Genomic DNA, 16,627 nt, shown 5'->3' with positions numbered 1-16,627 from the left:
AGACAGGAGGAGAATTAAAATGGGTGAAGCTTTAAATGGCTTAAAGCGTAACATAATGTGTGGCGAAGCTAGAGAAAGTCACATTGGACAAAAAGTAACCGTAATGGGTTGGGTTCAAAGAAACAGAAATCTTGGAGGTCTTCAATTCATAGACTTAAGAGATAGAGAAGGAATTTTACAGGTTGTATTTAATGATGATTTAGGAGAAGAAATCCTAGAAAAAGCAAAATCAATAAGACCTGAATATTGTATCGCTGTAACAGGTGAAATAGTTAAGAGAGAGTCAGTAAATCCAAACATGCCAACAGGAATGGTTGAATTAAAAGCTGAGGAATTAAAGATTTTATCTGAATCAGATACTCCTCCAATATATATAAAAGAAGATTTAGATGCTGCAGAAAGCATTAGATTAAAGTATAGATACTTAGATTTAAGAAGACCAGATATGCAAAACATCTTCAAGATAAGACATAAAACAACTAAAGCAATAAGAGATTATCTTGATAAAAATGGTTTCTTAGAAATGGAAACACCAATACTTACAAAGTCAACTCCAGAAGGAGCTAGAGACTACCTTGTTCCATCAAGAAACTATCCAGGAATGTTCTATGCATTACCTCAATCACCACAATTATTTAAACAATTATTAATGGTATCAGGATTTGACAGATACTTCCAAATTGTTAAATGTTTTAGAGATGAGGACTTAAGAGCTAACAGACAACCTGAGTTTACTCAAGTTGACTTAGAAATGTCATTCGTTGAACAAGATGACGTTATGGCTTTAAATGAAGGATTAATAAAACACGTATTTAAAGAAGTCTTAGGTGTTGATGTAAAAACTCCAATAAAGAGAATGACATTTAAAGATGCTATGGAAAAATACGGTTCAGATAAACCAGACTTAAGATTTGGAATGGAAATAACAGACTTAAGTAATGTTGTTAAAGAATGTGGATTTAAAGTATTCACAGATGCTGTAGCTAATGGTGGTTCTGTTAGAGGTTTATGCTTAGAAGGCGGAGCTTCTATGGGAAGAAAAGATATCGATAGATTAGGAGAATTCGTTAAGACTTTCAAAGCTAAAGGATTAGCATGGATTCAATTAAAAGAAGAAGGTGTTAAATCACCAATAGCTAAATTCTTCTCAGAAGAGGAATTAAATAAAATAATCGAAACTATGGGAGCTAAAACAGGAGATTTAATTCTAATAGTTGCAGATAAGAACTCAGTAGTTCTTAAAGCTTTAGGAGAATTAAGATTAGAGCTTTCAAGAAAATTTGACTTAGTTAAAGATAAGAGTGAATTTAACTTCACATGGATAACAGAATTTGATCTTCTTGAATATGATGAAGAAGAAGGAAGATACTTTGCTGCTCATCACCCATTCACAATGCCAATGGATGAGGATATTCAATATTTAGATACTGATCCAGGAAGAGTTAGAGCTAAAGCTTATGACTTAGTATTAAATGGAGAAGAGTTAGGTGGAGGATCTATAAGAATACATGATACTAAACTTCAAGAAAAAATGTTTGAAGTATTAGGATTTACTCAAGAATCAGCTTGGGAAAGATTTGGATTCTTATTAGAAGCATTTAAATTTGGACCACCACCACACGGCGGATTAGCTTTCGGTTTAGATAGAATGATAATGTTCTTAGCGGGAACTGAAAATATTAAGGACGTTATAACATTCCCTAAAAACCAAAATGCATTCTGTTATTTAACTGAAGCACCTAATATAGTAGATGAAGAACAATTAAAAGAATTAGGAATTGAAACAATAAAGAAAGAAGATACGGCAGAATAATTTTTGAGCAATCTAAATTTGAGATAATAAATTAAGCTTAATTAGCGTGGGTTTTTACTCACGCTAATTTTAGTAAAATTTATATAGGTGGTAAAAATCAAAACTTAAACTTTTAAAAGTAAAAGTTTTTATGAACTTATCAGTTAAAAATGTAAATCTTGATTTTAGATTGCTATTTTTATTGACTTTCAGGGAAAAATTAATGTATATTAAGTAATTAATATGAAATAATAATATACATTAAAAATATTATATAGTAAATTATTATAATTGTATGAGGTGTAAAATTTGAATGATAATGAAGCTTTAAGAAAAGATATATTAGTAAGATTAAGAAAAATCGAGGGTCAAGTTAAAGGAATTCAAGGGATGGTGGATAAGGATACTTGTTGTAGAGATGTATTAACTCAAATATCTGCCATAAGAGCCGCTATAAACAAAGTTGGAGTTCTTCTTATAGAAAATTATGCTAGAAATTGTATGGGCATAGGAGAAGAAAATGAAGAAGAATTAGCTTCCTTAGAACAATTAATAAAGACATTAAATAGTTTCATAAAATAATAGACCACCAATGTGGTCTATTTCTTTTTAAAGTTTATATTTTTTTTATTTCTTAATTTTTTAAATAGTAAAATATTTTTAGGGTTCAATGAACCATGGGTGTAATGTTTTTTTCTAGTATTTATTAAACGAGTAATTGTAGAGACAAATAAAACTCCTAAGGCTAAGGCTCCTGATGATGAAATTGTCATTATTGCTTGATTCCAAGTAGACATTGCATCACCTTGTATTGCTTCAAACATAGTATTATACATACCGCTTCCAGGTACAAGAGGAATCAAAGCACAAACAACGATTGTTGTCACAGGGGTTTTTAAAATTCTTGCACATATTTCAGAGTAAGCACTAAATACAATGGCTGAAAAGAACATTGACAATATAACACTTAATCCACAATATAAGCATATCTTATATACTAGCCATCCTATAGCACCGCCTATTCCAGCAAAAAATAAATTTTTGCCATGTATATTAAATAATACTCCAAAAGCAATAGTGGCTATAAAAGTAGCTAAAACTTCTTTGATTAAAACCAATTATATACCACCTCCAAAGTAAATCCAAATACTCATTACCATACCAGTTCCAACAGCTATGGAAACAGCAACTAAAAATGCCTCTGCAGCTCTTATAAGTCCTGATATTAAATCTCCAGCAATTGTGTCTCTAATAGCATTAGTAATAGATAAACCAGGAACTAATAACATGATACTACCTATTATCATTGTATCTAAATTACTACCAACGCCTAGGCTGTATGCTATCAAGGATAGAAGTGCTGCAATAGCTCCACCTAAAGTATTTATAAAGAAGGCATTTATTCCTAGTTCACCAGCTTTAAAAGTAGCTATTTTTACAAACATTCCAACAAAAAAAGAAACTAAACAATCTTCAAGATTACCACCTAGGATAGTAGTAAACCCGGCTGCACCTAAGGCTGAAAATATTAGGATAGTTTTAAAATCATACTTAGGGCAGTTTTCGTCTATATCTATTAATTTTTCTAGAACCTCATCAAGAGAATACTTTTCAGTATAAATACTTCTTGAAAGTGAATTTACTAAGTGAACCTTTTGTAAATCGACAGTTCTATTAGTAACTCTTTTTACTAATGTAGTTGTATAATTATTCTCGTCATATACAGAAACCATAATTCCCGTTGGAGTAACAAAACTCTCTGCATATCGAACTCCATAAGCAGCACAAATTCTGCATATAGTTTCCTCAACTCTATAGGTTTCGCCACCACTTTCTAGTATTATTCTTCCTGCAAAAGTTGCAATATGTAATACCTTGTCAAAATCCATATTATCCGCCCCTATGTAAATTTATAATCAATACAGTAATTATAACATATGAAAAGTTAAAATAAGATATATAAACTCATATTAGTTTAATCATATTACAAACAAATTATTTTCTATTGATAAAAATAATTAATAAATTTATAATAGTTAATATATATTTTACGTTTGGGGTGAAGAAAATGAATTTTGAAAATTTACAAAAAGAAGATGAACAGATAGCACATCTTGTTGAAAAAGAAAAGGAAAGACAAGAAAATAGTATAGAACTTATAGCTTCAGAAAACTTTGTTAGCAAAGCTGTTATGGAGGCTATGGGATCATATTTAACTAATAAATATGCAGAAGGTTATCCTTCAAAAAGATACTATGGTGGCTGTCACGTAGTTGATGAGGTTGAAGACTTAGCAAGAGAAAGAGTAAAAAAATTATTTGGGGCTGAACACGCTAATGTACAACCACACTCAGGATCACAAGCTAATATGGCTGTTTATTTCTCAATATTAGAGCCAGGTGATACTGTTTTAGGAATGGATTTAAGCCATGGAGGTCACTTAACTCATGGTTCACCAGTTAACTTCTCAGGTAGATTATTTAATTTCGTATCATATGGTGTTGATCCAGAAACTGAAATGATAAATTATGAAACTGTAAAAGAATTAGCTCTTAAACATAAACCTAAATTAATAGTAGCAGGAGCTAGTGCATATTCAAGAACTATAGATTTTAAAACTTTAAGAGAAATAGCTGATGAGGTAGGAGCTTATTTAATGGTAGATATAGCTCATATTGCAGGTCTTGTAGCAACAGGATTACACCCATCACCAGTTCCTTATGCTGACTTTGTAACATCAACAACTCACAAGACTTTAAGAGGTCCAAGAGGAGGATTAATACTTTGTAAAGAAAAGTTTGCAAAGGCAGTAGATAAAAATATATTCCCAGGAATTCAAGGTGGTCCTTTAATGCACATAATAGCTGGTAAGGCCGTTTGTTTTAAAGAAGCATTAGAACCAAGTTTTAAAACATATATGGAGCAGGTTGTTAAAAATTCAAAGGCTCTAGCAGAGGCATTAGAATCTTATGGATTTAAGTTAGTTTCAAATGGAACTGATAACCACCTAATACTTGTTGATTTAACTAATAAAGATATAACAGGTAAGGATGCAGAAATTCTTTTAGATAGTATAGGAATAACTTTAAATAAGAATACTGTACCAAATGAAACAAGAAGCCCATTTGTTACTAGTGGAGTTAGAATAGGAACACCTGCTATAACAACTAGAGGATTTAAAGAAGAAGAAATGAGAGAAATAGCGTCTATAATAAACGATGCTATTGAACAAAAAGATGGGGATTTAGAGCCATTAAAATCTAGAGTTAAAGCTTTATGTGATAAATATCCTTTATATTAATAAGTAAATAATAGATAATTTATATGCCATGTTACAATTAAAATTTGTAACATGGCTTTAATTTTTAAATAATAATATTAGTACAAGGCAATAATTTAAAAAAAGAGAGATTTTTGATATATTTTATATTGTGAATAAAATTATACTAGTTAGATGAAAGAGGTGAACTTTCATAGGAAAATTACCTATGAAGATTTTTATGAAATTTATAGATTTTCATTGTGATACAGCATCACTTATGCTTCAAGGAAATAAAAAGCTTTTTCAAAATGATTTAAAAGTTGATATAAAGAAATTAAGAGAGGGAGAAGCTTTAGCACAGTTTTTTGCCTTATTTATAGACAAAGAGTACACTAAAGACACTTATAATTATTGCAAAAGAATGTTAGAAAATTTAAAAAAAGAGTTTGAAGAAAATTCAAAGGATATAGTTTTATGTAGAAATATATTGGATTTAGAAAATGCAGAAAAAGAAAATAAGATAGGAGGCTTTATTACAATTGAGGAAGGGGATGCTCTTAGAGGAGAAGTTGAAAAGTTAAGGGAATTTAAAAACGAGGGAGTTTCTTTGATAACATTAACATGGAATTATATAAATGATTTAGGGTATCCAAATTATAAATTTAAATATAAAGATAATGGACTTACTAAAAGAGGAATTGAAATTGTAGAAGAGATGAATAGATTGGGTATGTTAATTGATGTATCTCATCTTTCAGATGGCGGATTTTATGATGTTATAAAATATTCAAAAGATCCTATAATAGCATCTCACTCTAATAGTAGAATTCAAACAGGTCATAGTAGAAACTTAACAGACTATATGATTAGACTTTTAGCTAATAAGGGAGGATTAACAGGAATAAATTTTTGTAATGCCTTCTTAAAAGAAACAGAAGGAAATGATTCAGATTTAGCTTTGATAAATGATATGGTTAGACATATAAAGCATATAAGAAATATTGGGGGAATAGATGTTATTGGGTTAGGCTCTGATTTTGATGGAATAGAAAATGAGGTTGAAATTACTAATTCAAGTAAAATGGGATTACTTTTATATGCTTTAGAAAAAGCAGGTTTTAAAGAGGATGAAATAGAAAAGATATTCTATAAAAATGCAAAGAGAATAATAAGAGATGTTTTAAGATAATTTTATAATTCAATTATAAAATAGGTTGTATCAAAACTTTATTAAGTTATTTTTATACAACTTCTTGAGAGATTTTAATATTTGTGAAGAAAAGGATGAAGGATTAATGGAGAAAAAAGTATTAGGTAAGATAGTTTATATAACAGGGGCTTCAAAGGGAATTGGAAGAGGAATAGCAAAGGAATTTGGAAAAGAAGGGGCTTTTGTTTTAATTGGATATAATAGTGATTTAGATGGTGCCAAAGAAACATTAAATATGATTAAGAAATTAGAGGGAACAGGAGAGGTTCTCGGAGGAAATGTAACAAATAAGGATGAGAGAAATAATATAATAAGTACTATTAAAAATAAATTTGGTAAGCTTGATGTATTAGTTAATAATGCTGGGATATCAAAAATAGGATTATTTATGGATGCAAGTGATGAGGAAATAGATTCTATTATGAATGTTAATTTAATAGGAGCTATGAAGCTTACAAGAGATGCTATTGACTTATTAAGGGAAGGAAAAAATGCATCAATTATAAATATATCATCAATATGGGGAAATGTAGGAGCTTCCTGTGAGGTTTTATATTCAACAACTAAAGGAGGAGTAAATTTATTTACTAAGGCTTTAGCTAAAGAGATTGCACCGTGGGGGATAAGAGTTAATTGTATAGCACCTGGAGTTATAAATACAGAGATGAATTCATGGCTTAGTCAGGAAGAAAAAGAAAGTTTGGAAGAAGAAATACCTATGAATAGATTTGGTGAGGTTGAAGAAGTAGGAAGAACAGCGGTGTTTTTAGGATCAGATGATTCATCATATTTAACAGGACAAATATTAACTGTTGATGGTGGTATGCTATAAAAAATTTAGATATAAAAAGGCTATTATGTTTCCATAATAGTCTTTTATTTTAAACATCTTCTATTATATCTACTTCTTTAGAGCTTTTTAATGTAAAGTAGAACTTAACTCCATTTTCTGTATTCATAGCACCGAATTCACTTCCATGAGCTTGAAGAAGATTTTTAACTATAGATAATCCAAGACCTGTACTTCTAGCACATCTATTTCTTGAGCTATCTCCCCTATAGAATTGAGTCCAAATTTTACTTAATTCTGTTTCAGGAATGTGTGCACCTGTATTTTCAATAGAGAAATAAATTTTATTTTCTTCAATCGGTTTTATGTCTATTATTATTTGATTATTTGGTTCTGAATATTTTATAGCATTAGTCACAAAATTAGTTAGAACCTGTTCAATTTTAAAGTCATCTCCTTCAACATAGAAATCTTCATCAGGAGAATAGTTCTTTATGACAGTTAAATTATTGTTATTTATATCAACAGCATTTTTTACTAGAACTTCTTCAGTAAGGTCAATAAGAGAGAAGTCTATAAGATGTAGATCAATTTTACCTGCCTCAAGCTTTGAAAGTTCAAGCATATCCATAACTAATTTATTCATTTTTTCAGCTTCATCTATTATTATGTCTAAATAGACGCTTCTGTCATTATCATCAACTATTCCATCTTTTATACCTTCAGCATAACCAGAAATTATTCCTATTGGAGTTTTAAGTTCATGAGAGGCTCCTGCAATGAAATCTTTTCTAAGTTTTTCTAATTCTCTCTCTTTTTCTATATCTTCTTCTAGTTTCTTATTTTTAATTTTCAAATCCTCTAGGGCATTAGAAAGATTTTTTGACAAAAAGTTTAGGGTTTTTGCCAAACTGCCTATTTCATCTTCTCGATTAATATTACATTTTTCAGAGAAATCCATAGCACTCATCTTCTTAGCAGATTTATTTAACTTAACTAGAGGTTTTGAAATTAAGTTTGAAAATACATAAGATAAAATTAATCCAATTATAAGAACAATTATAATTATGTATTTATAGAAATCTTTTATTAGTACACTTGCTTCTTCAATTGGTTGGAATGAGGTTATTGCTATAATAATAGAATCATTCTTAGAATTGAAGGAGAAAGGAGCCATATAAACAATGTATTTTGTGGCATACTTTCTACTATTAAAAACTGTTGTTACTCCAGAATCTGAGTTCAAAAGTGTTTTAGCAAATTTAGGATCGCTATATAATTCATTGAATATATCATTTAATAAATCAGATGCTTCTGAATTCTGATTATCAGTATTAGGAAGGTATTTAGGGGTACTGTCAACTGAATAAATACCTATTTTAGCATTATTTTCTAACTCAAAAAAACTTAAAGCATTATATAAGGAGCCAGTATTTTTTATATCATAAGAGTAAAGAGCTCTAAATTTTAAAACTGCATTACTTAAGTCAGCACTTTTTCTTTTAAAGTAAAATTCTTGGAAAAATGTCATTTGAAATAACATAGTAAATAGTGTTAAAAATATTATTATACCAAAGGTTATAATAAATAGTCGTTTTGAAATACTTTTCTTCACTATTTCACCTCGAATTTATAGCCACTTCCTCTAACAGTAGCTATGTAATTAGATTTATCCATTAATTTTTCTCTAAGTCTTTTTATATTTGTATCAACTGTTCTTATATCACCAAAGTAATCATATCCCCAAACATTATCCAATATCTTATCCCTAGATAGTGCTATACCTTCATTAGAAGAAAGGTAAATAAGTAAATCATATTCCTTAGGAGAAAGTAGAATTTCTTCTCCATTTAATTTTACTTCGTGAGAAAGTTTATTTATGGTTAGTCCATTAAAGTCTAAAATATTTTTATCATTTAAATTACCAGTTCTTTTTAACAGTGCTTTAGCCTTTGCCAATAAGACTTTAGGGCTAAAAGGTTTAGTCATATAATCGTCAGCTCCAAGTTCATAGCCTAAAAGTTTATCTTCTTCTTGGCTTTTAGCTGTTAATAATATTATAGGAGTATTGGAAACTTCCCTTATATTTCTACAAACAGCAAGACCATCTAATTTTGGCATCATTATATCTAATATTGCTAAATCAACTATATTTTCAGAAAATACCCTAAGAGCTTCTTCACCATCAGAAGCCTCTAATACGTTAAATCCCTCTTTTTTAAAGTAATCTCTTACAAGAAATCTTATACGTATTTCATCCTCTACAATAAGTACCGTTTTATTCATATAACCACCAACCTTTAAAAAATATTGTTTTAACTTACTTAATATTATACAATGAAAACAGCTTTACGTTTAATTTTATTTTGTTTTTACAAGGGATTTAATATTATATAATTAAAGTTAAGGTTTATATAAATAATTTTAGGGGAGTTTTTAATGAAAAGATGGACATTTGATGAAAATACCATTATTTTACCCAATGGGTTAAAAGTTATAACAATAAAAAAGGATACGAGATTAGCTTCTATAAATATTGGAGTTAATATAGGATCTTTATATGAAGATGAAAAAGAATTAGGTATGAGTCACTTTGTTGAACATATGCTTTTTAAAGGAACAAAAAATAGAAGTAATGAAGAATTAAATAGAGAATTAGAATTTTTAGGTGGAGATTATAATGCATATACAGATTATATATCAACAGTATATAGCGTTAATTGTTTAGATGAAGAATTTGAAAAGGGCATAGAGTTATTAAGTGATATGATTTTAAACTCTTCCTTTGATGAAAAAGAAATGAAAAAAGAAAAGGGAGTTGTTTTATCAGAAATAAGAAGCGATAAGGATGATATTGAGGATTTAAGTTTAAGTAGAGCTCATGAATACGCTTTTGATAAATCTGCTCTTAGAAATTCCATAGCAGGAACAGAAAAACATGTTAAAGGCTTTAAAAGAAAGCAGGTTTATGATTTTTATAAGAAATATTATACTCCAGATAACTGTGTCATTGTAACAGTTAGTGCTTTTAGTCATGAACAAATGCAAAAGATAATTTTAGATTTCTTTGGAAAATGGGAAGGAACTTGTCATAAGAAAGCAAAGATAATAAAAGAAAAAAATAAACCAATAACAAAAACAACATATAAATCTCAAGTTGAACAAGGGACTGTTACTTATCTTTATACTTTTGAAGAAGTTGAAGAAAAGGATAAGCTTCCATTAAAAATATTAAGCTATAAATTAGGCGAAAGCTCAAACTCAATATTATTTAGAGAACTTAGAGAAGAACGTGGTTTAGCTTATGATGTTTATAGTCAGATGGATTTAGATGAAAATGTTAATACAATGAATATTTTTACTTCCGTTAGAGAAGAATCAATAGATGAAGTAATAGATGTAATAGATACAGCTATTGATGATATAAAAAATAAAGTTATAAATTTTGATGAAGATATGCTTTGTATGATGAAGAAAACTCATAAGACTGGAGTTGTTTCTACTTTAGAAGATTGTAGTAGTCTTTGTGGGTATGTTCTAGTACAAAGTTTGGCGGGAAAAGATATAACAGAATTTATAGATAGTATGGAAGAACTAGAGAAGATGACCGTTGATGATATATATAGGGTTTGTGATAAATACTTAAACGATCCTACTATACACATATTAAAACCAATGGAGTAGATAAAATGGGAAAAATAACAAGTATAGAAGTTCAAAAGAGAAATACAAACAGGGTAAATGTTTATGTAGATGAAGTGTTTACTTTTGCTTGTGATGCTGAACTTATCTATAAGCAAGGAATACAAAAAGATGTTGTAATAGATGTTGAATCCATTAAGGAAATAGTAAAAGAAGATGAGTTCATAAAATGCAAGAATTCAGCACTTAGAACAGTTGAAAAAACATATAAAACAGAAAAAGAATTGAAGGATAAACTTTTAGGAAGAGGCTTTGAAGAGGATACAATTAGAAAAGCTATAGACTTCTTAAAGGAATATAATCTTTTAAATGATGAAAAATATGCAGAAATGTATATAAAAGATAGACTTAGAACCCAAGGAAGAAATAAAATAAAATATGCTCTTATAAGAAAGGGCATTAGTGAAGAAATACTATTAGATAAGTTATCTAATGTTGATGAAGAAGATGAAAATGATACTGCTTTTAAATTAGCAGAAAAAAAATATAATATACTAAAGAAAAAAGAAAGTGATAAATATAAATTATCTCAAAAATTATTTAGATTTCTTTTATCTAAGGGATATGACTATGACTGTTGTAATAGTGTAGTCAGAAGATTAACAAATAATGAATATATGGAGTAGGTAAAATGAATTTCAACTTAGTAGATATAATTATAGTTTGTTCTTTTATACTGCCATTAATAGTTGCTTACAAAAGAAAGTTTAATATTATTAAGATAAAGCATAGCATTGAGGAACTAGGGGGATATATAGCATTCTTCTCAGCCTTATATTTAAGTTTTATAGTAATAAAGAAAGTAGATATAATAGAAAGAATGTTCTCTATTATTGTAGTGGATTTTAATTCTCTTATATCAAAATTTAATATATCACCACAGGTGATAATAATATTAATAGTATTGGTTCTTACACTTGTACTTTATTTTGTGGTAAGATTTATACTTATTATATTTAATTTGATTATTATAAATCCAATATTGAGATGGCTTAAAAAAGCAGAGTCTAGAAGAGGAAAGAATTTTGGAAAAAGTGCAGCTTTAATAATGAATATACCAAAGTCTATTTTCTATATGGCAATAAGTGCTTTAGTTATTGTAATCTTAGGAAGTAACGGATTTTTAGGAAATAAAATGGAAAAGCTAACTTTAAATTCAAAGGCTTATGAGATAATAAACAATAATAAGTATTATGCTGCTTTAAATAAAGAATATGAGGCTTTTCATGATGAATATAAAGATGCTATAAGTAAAAATGTATTTACAGAGGAAAGCAATAAAGAACCTATTAATGAAAAAGTGGTTGAAAATAATAGTAATGTTATAAATCTTTATAATGGAGTAACTCTAGAACAAGGTATAAAATCAAATGAAGCTATTAATGAAAAAGCTAGAGAACTTACTAAAAATGCAAAGAATGATAGAGAAAAAGCTAAAAGAATATATATTTGGATAAGCGAAAATATTAATTATGATGATAATAAAGCTGAAAATATAAGTAAGGAACCATCAAAGTATAAGTCTGGTGCTATTGAAGCTTTTGAAACTAGAAGTGGTATATGCTTTGATTATTCATGTCTTTATGTTGCCATGGCAAGAGAAGCTGGACTAAAGGTTAGGATGGTAACAGGAGAAGGCTTTAACGGCAAAGAATGGGGACCACATTCATGGAATGAGGTTTATTTACCAGATAAAAATGAATGGATAACTGTTGATACAACCTTTGGAAAAGCCGGCAACTATTTTGATAGTAGAAAAAATAATGATTCACATAGAAATGCCAAAATAATAGGTGAGTGGTAAAAAAATAACCAAGCAAAATGCTTGGTTATTTTTGTTGGGATAATTTATAATTTTAAAGTGAATCGGGTTAGGAGTATAATGTTATTTTTCAAGCTTTGATAGGATTAAATCTATAGCTTTTCCGCAGTCGTTATCTGCATTATCTAATGCCCAAGCTAAATTAAAGTATCTTAAAGCTTTAGGATTATTATTTATCATTGAATAGCAATAGGCTAAATTAAAAAAGTACTTTGAGTCTTGATGAAGCTCTAAAGCTTTATTAATCATTTCAATAGCTTTTTCATATTGCTTTAATTTTATGTAGCAAACACCTGCATTATAATAGCTATGACATTTGCATTCATCATTATCTAAGGCTTTTTTATAATAATTTATGGCATCAGAATAATTTCTAGTGTTGTATAATTCGTTACCTTTAGAAAAATTACTCATTTTTGACCTCCTAGAAAATATCTATTTTAATTATTAACTTATTTTGGAATAATATTCATAGGATGAAAATATTATAAATTTTATATATATATTTGATTAGACTCCCTTGACATAGGTTAAAATAATGGTATAAGATATATTTATAATTTGAATAGTGATATAAACAGTGATAAAGAGGAGTAAAGGTAGGAAAAACTTTTAAGAGAGGAAATCCTTGGGTGTAAGATTTCTAAGTTTGATATCTTGAAGGTAGCTTTTGAGTTTCTTTGGTGAAATTATTAAAGTAATCAAAGACGGCAATTTCAGTCGTTAGTTTTTGAGAGCCCTTATTTTGAGGGAAAAAAGGTGGTACCGCGAGTTTTCGTCCTTTTATGGATGAGGGCTTTTTTTATTGCCCAAAATTACTTTTAAATTAAAAATAATCGCTAAAAGACATTTCAAGATAGTTTTTGGAGTGTTTTAAATAAATACATAACTGTGTTTGAATTTTAAGGAGGTTAGTCTAATGGATAATAAAAATATTTCTACAACGTATAATCCTAAAGAGTTTGAAGAAAGACTTTATAGCAATTGGCAAGAAAAGAAGTACTTTACTCCTGTAATAGATAAGAGTAAAAAACCTTACACTATAATCATGCCACCACCAAATATAACTGGTAAATTACACTTAGGTCATGCACTTGATAATACACTTCAAGATATGCTTATAAGATTTAAGAGAATGCAAGGATATTGCACTTTATGGTTACCAGGACAAGACCATGCTAGTATAGCAACTGAGGTTAAAGTTGAAAATGAACTTTTAAAAGAAGGTCTTTATAAGAAAGAAATGGGAAGAGACGCTTTCTTAGAAAAAGTTTGGGAATGGACAGATGAATACAGAGAAAGAATAAGAGAGCAGCTTAAGAAAATGGGGTGCTCAGCAGACTTTACAAGAGAAGCTTTCACAATGGATGAAAACTTAAGTAAGGCTGTAAGACACGTATTCGTTAAATTATATAAAGAAGATTTAATATATCAAGGAAATAGAATAACTAACTGGTGTCCTAAGTGTCAAACTGCTTTATCAGATGCTGAAATAGAGTATGAAGAAAAAGAAGGAAACTTCTGGCATATAAAATATCCAGTAGTTGGTTCAGATGAATTCTTAGAAATAGCTACTACAAGACCAGAAACTTTACTTGGAGATACTGCTGTTGCAGTTAATCCAAATGATGAGAGATATGCTCATTTAGTAGGTAAGATGTTAAAATTACCTTTAACTGATAGAGAAATCCCTGTAGTTGCTGATGACTATGTTGATGTAGAATTCGGAACAGGAGCAGTTAAAATAACTCCAGCCCATGATCCTAACGACTTCGAAGTTGGTAAGAGACATAACTTACCACAAATAAGAGTTATGGATGATAGTGGTGTAATTAATCACTTAGGTGGAAAATATAAAGGCTTAGACAGATATGAGGCTAGAAAACAAATGGTTGCTGACTTAGAAGAGTTAGGATTATTAGTTAAGATAAAACCTCATACTCATAATGTTGGTACTCATGATAGATGTGGTACAGTTGTTGAGCCAATCATATCAAAACAATGGTATGTAAAAATGCAATCATTAGCGGATCCTGCTATAGAAGTTGTTAGAAATAAAGGAACTAAATTCGTTCCAGAAAGATTCGAAAAAACTTACTTCAACTGGATGGAAAACATTCAAGATTGGTGTATTTCAAGACAATTATGGTGGGGACACAGAATACCAGTATTCTACTGTCAAGATTGTGGAGAAATTATGGTTGAGTTAGAAGATCCAACTAAGTGCTGTAACTGTGGATCAGAAAACATAGAACAAGATAAAGACGTTCTAGATACTTGGTTCAGTTCTGCTTTATGGCCTTTCTCAACTTTAGGATGGCCAGATAGAACTGATGATTTAGAGTTCTTCTATCCAACTTCAACATTAGTTACAGGATACGATATAATATTCTTCTGGGTTGCTAGAATGATATTCTCAGGTATTCATAACATGGGAGAAACTCCATTTGATACAGTATTAATTCACGGTATCATAAGAGATGCTCAAGGAAGAAAAATGAGTAAATCATTAGGAAATGGTGTTGACCCATTAGAAGTTATAGATGAATATGGAGCTGATGCTTTAAGATTCATGTTAGTAACAGGAAATGCTCCAGGAAATGATATAAGATACATTCCTGAAAGAGTTGAATCTGCAAGAAACTTTGCTAACAAGATATGGAATGCTTCAAGATTCGTTATGATGAACTTAGACAGAGAGCTTATGGATAAATACAAAGACTGCAAAGAATACAGCTTAGCAGATCAATGGATATTATCAAGAATGAACTCATTAATCAAAGAAGTTACAGAAAATATGGAAAAATACGAGTTAGGAATAGCTCTTCAAAAAGTACATGATTTCTTATGGACAGAGTTCTGTGATTACTATATAGAATTAGTTAAGCCAGTATTATATGGTAATGATGAAAAAGCTAAGGGAGTAGTATTTAATGTACTTTACACTGTATTAAATACAGGATTAAAATTATTACACCCAGTAATGCCTTTCATAACTGAGGAAATATATACTCACTTAAGTACTGAAACTGAGTCAATCACTATAGCAGAGTGGCCAACATATGATGAAGCTTTAAATAATGAAAAAGCTGAGAAGGATATGACATTCATAATGGAAGCTATAAGATCATTAAGAAACTTAAGAGCTGAAATGAACGTACCACCTTCAAGAAAAGCTAAGGTTATGGCTTATGCTTCAGAAGAGGCTAAAGATGCATTCATAAATGGTGGAGCTTACTTAGAAAAGCTTGCATCTGCATCAGAAGTTACTTTCTTAGATAACAAAGATAACTTAGATAATAACTTAGTATCAGTAGTTGTTAAAGGTGGAGAATTATTCTTACCATTACTTGATCTAGTTGATAGAGAAAAAGAATTAGAAAGATTAAACAAAGAGAAAACTAAACTTGAGGGAGAAATCTTAAGAGTTGAAAAGAAACTTTCTAATGAAAGATTCGTAAGCAAAGCACCTGAGGCTGTTGTTAATGAAGAAAAAGCAAAAGGTGTTAAATATAAAGAAATGTTAGAAGCTGTTCTAGAAAGAATAGACGCTTTAAAATAGTTTTTAGCAAGTTGTTTATTTTTTACTAGACTTCAAGAACTACTTAATTTCGTAAAGTATTGCTATTATCTATTCCAGAATAATAGCTAAGACTTCTAAACTTAAGTGAAAGTCCAAATTTTTAATTTGGTATCTTGAACTTATGCAATCGAACTTTTGTGAGATTGTATTCCTAAGAAAAACAGAAGAAGCCTCTTAACGCTATTATTCTTACATAGATAAAATGAGACTTAATTAATAGGAAGCGTTAGCTTACTATTAATTTTAGTCGAATTTATCTAGTAGCTTAGAAATACTTGATGAAAAGTATTTTGAATCTTAGTATTTCTGCTAATAGGAAATGAAATACTAATTACTCATTAAGATGTTCTTTCCGTTCTAGTTAAAAAATAAATATTAGCTAAAAATAGAGAGTGTGTTGATAATTAACTTTAATGGGTTAGTTTGATACACACTCTATTATTATATTTAGGAGGGCTATAGGTAT

The 16,627-nt window shown here is 29.4% G+C and carries 14 protein-coding genes and 1 other annotated feature; of the genes, 9 read left to right on the top strand and 5 right to left on the bottom strand.

The features are described from left to right. Nucleotides 1-19 precede the first annotated feature (19 nt). The gene (gene aspS, locus OIF33_RS04055) at nucleotides 20-1,813 is read left to right on the top strand and encodes an aspartate--tRNA ligase (RefSeq protein ID WP_322502942.1); all 1,794 of its coding nucleotides are present in this window, start codon (nucleotides 20-22) and stop codon (nucleotides 1,811-1,813) included. A gap of 288 nt (nucleotides 1,814-2,101) precedes the next feature. After that, nucleotides 2,102-2,374 (top strand): metal-sensitive transcriptional regulator, encoded by a 273-nt coding sequence (locus tag OIF33_RS04050; RefSeq protein ID WP_322502941.1) that lies wholly within the window; start codon nucleotides 2,102-2,104, stop codon nucleotides 2,372-2,374. Between the two features lie 17 nt (nucleotides 2,375-2,391). On the opposite strand, the gene OIF33_RS04045 is transcribed toward OIF33_RS04050, so the two are convergent. After that, entirely contained in the window at nucleotides 2,392-2,910 is a 519-nt protein-coding gene (locus OIF33_RS04045; RefSeq protein ID WP_322502940.1) for a threonine/serine exporter family protein, read from the bottom strand. Continuing rightward, nucleotides 2,911-3,681 (bottom strand): threonine/serine exporter family protein, encoded by a 771-nt coding sequence (locus tag OIF33_RS04040; RefSeq protein WP_322502939.1) that lies wholly within the window; start codon nucleotides 3,679-3,681, stop codon nucleotides 2,911-2,913. 179 nt (nucleotides 3,682-3,860) lie between these two features. On the opposite strand from OIF33_RS04040, the gene glyA reads away from it, so the two are divergent. The 3 genes from glyA to ymfI all read left to right on the top strand — a co-directional run bounded on the left by glyA (nucleotide 3,861) and on the right by ymfI (nucleotide 7,096). Beyond that, nucleotides 3,861-5,093, top strand: coding sequence for a serine hydroxymethyltransferase (gene glyA, locus OIF33_RS04035; RefSeq protein ID WP_322502938.1), 1,233 nt, complete (start codon nucleotides 3,861-3,863; stop codon nucleotides 5,091-5,093). Nucleotides 5,094-5,280: 187 nt separating this feature from the next. Continuing rightward, nucleotides 5,281-6,243, top strand: coding sequence for a dipeptidase (locus OIF33_RS04030; RefSeq protein ID WP_322502937.1), 963 nt, complete (start codon nucleotides 5,281-5,283; stop codon nucleotides 6,241-6,243). A 106-nt stretch (nucleotides 6,244-6,349) separates the two neighbouring features. Then, entirely contained in the window at nucleotides 6,350-7,096 is a 747-nt protein-coding gene (ymfI, locus tag OIF33_RS04025) for an elongation factor P 5-aminopentanone reductase (RefSeq protein ID WP_322502936.1), read from the top strand. A gap of 49 nt (nucleotides 7,097-7,145) precedes the next feature. Here ymfI and OIF33_RS04020 read toward each other — a convergent pair whose 3' ends face one another. Together OIF33_RS04020 and OIF33_RS04015 are read right to left on the bottom strand one after the other, a co-directional pair. Next, complete coding sequence (locus tag OIF33_RS04020) at nucleotides 7,146-8,669, bottom strand: HAMP domain-containing sensor histidine kinase (RefSeq protein WP_322502935.1); 1,524 nt, start codon at nucleotides 8,667-8,669, stop codon at nucleotides 7,146-7,148. Continuing rightward, on the bottom strand, nucleotides 8,669-9,340 hold the full coding sequence (locus OIF33_RS04015) for a response regulator transcription factor (protein ID WP_322502934.1): 672 nt from the start codon (nucleotides 9,338-9,340) through the stop codon (nucleotides 8,669-8,671). The genes OIF33_RS04020 and OIF33_RS04015 overlap by 1 nt, the downstream gene beginning before the upstream one ends. Nucleotides 9,341-9,493: 153 nt before the next feature. Here OIF33_RS04015 and OIF33_RS04010 point away from each other — a divergent pair, with 153 nt between their 5' ends. From OIF33_RS04010 to OIF33_RS04000, 3 genes are read left to right on the top strand one after another with little or no spacing between them, the layout of a single operon-like run. Further along, nucleotides 9,494-10,738, top strand: coding sequence for a pitrilysin family protein (locus OIF33_RS04010; RefSeq protein ID WP_322502933.1), 1,245 nt, complete (start codon nucleotides 9,494-9,496; stop codon nucleotides 10,736-10,738). A gap of 5 nt (nucleotides 10,739-10,743) precedes the next feature. Further along, the gene (gene recX / locus OIF33_RS04005; protein ID WP_322502932.1) at nucleotides 10,744-11,382 is read left to right on the top strand and encodes a recombination regulator RecX; all 639 of its coding nucleotides are present in this window, start codon (nucleotides 10,744-10,746) and stop codon (nucleotides 11,380-11,382) included. Between the two features lie 5 nt (nucleotides 11,383-11,387). Next, on the top strand, nucleotides 11,388-12,560 hold the full coding sequence (locus OIF33_RS04000; protein ID WP_322502931.1) for a transglutaminase-like domain-containing protein: 1,173 nt from the start codon (nucleotides 11,388-11,390) through the stop codon (nucleotides 12,558-12,560). An 81-nt stretch (nucleotides 12,561-12,641) separates the two neighbouring features. Here OIF33_RS04000 and OIF33_RS03995 read toward each other — a convergent pair whose 3' ends face one another. Further along, complete coding sequence (locus tag OIF33_RS03995) at nucleotides 12,642-12,992, bottom strand: tetratricopeptide repeat protein (protein ID WP_322502930.1); 351 nt, start codon at nucleotides 12,990-12,992, stop codon at nucleotides 12,642-12,644. A gap of 157 nt (nucleotides 12,993-13,149) precedes the next feature. Then, nucleotides 13,150-13,364 (top strand) — a binding site (T-box leader). A gap of 133 nt (nucleotides 13,365-13,497) precedes the next feature. Here OIF33_RS03995 and OIF33_RS03990 point away from each other — a divergent pair. Next, nucleotides 13,498-16,140: a valine--tRNA ligase gene (locus OIF33_RS03990; RefSeq protein ID WP_322502929.1), complete on the top strand. Its 2,643-nt coding sequence runs from the start codon at nucleotides 13,498-13,500 to the stop codon at nucleotides 16,138-16,140. Nucleotides 16,141-16,627: the final 487 nt, after the last annotated feature.

Origin of the sequence: Clostridium sp. LIBA-8841 (genome assembly GCF_034439435.1) — a bacterium.
Lineage (GTDB): Bacteria > Bacillota > Clostridia > Clostridiales > Clostridiaceae > Sarcina.
This window is presented reverse-complemented; position numbering and strand designations above follow the sequence as displayed.

Coding starts and splice junctions, on each gene's coding strand:
- aspS (WP_322502942.1), top strand. CDS start 20: ATGGGTGAAGCTTTAAATGGCTTAAAGCGTAACATAATGTGTGGCGAA.
- OIF33_RS04040 (WP_322502939.1), bottom strand. CDS start 3,681: ATGGATTTTGACAAGGTATTACATATTGCAACTTTTGCAGGAAGAATA.
- glyA (WP_322502938.1), top strand. CDS start 3,861: ATGAATTTTGAAAATTTACAAAAAGAAGATGAACAGATAGCACATCTT.
- OIF33_RS04030 (WP_322502937.1), top strand. CDS start 5,281: ATGAAGATTTTTATGAAATTTATAGATTTTCATTGTGATACAGCATCA.
- ymfI (WP_322502936.1), top strand. CDS start 6,350: ATGGAGAAAAAAGTATTAGGTAAGATAGTTTATATAACAGGGGCTTCA.
- OIF33_RS04015 (WP_322502934.1), bottom strand. CDS start 9,340: ATGAATAAAACGGTACTTATTGTAGAGGATGAAATACGTATAAGATTT.
- OIF33_RS04010 (WP_322502933.1), top strand. CDS start 9,494: ATGAAAAGATGGACATTTGATGAAAATACCATTATTTTACCCAATGGG.
- recX (WP_322502932.1), top strand. CDS start 10,744: ATGGGAAAAATAACAAGTATAGAAGTTCAAAAGAGAAATACAAACAGG.
- OIF33_RS04000 (WP_322502931.1), top strand. CDS start 11,388: ATGAATTTCAACTTAGTAGATATAATTATAGTTTGTTCTTTTATACTG.
- OIF33_RS03995 (WP_322502930.1), bottom strand. CDS start 12,992: ATGAGTAATTTTTCTAAAGGTAACGAATTATACAACACTAGAAATTAT.
- OIF33_RS03990 (WP_322502929.1), top strand. CDS start 13,498: ATGGATAATAAAAATATTTCTACAACGTATAATCCTAAAGAGTTTGAA.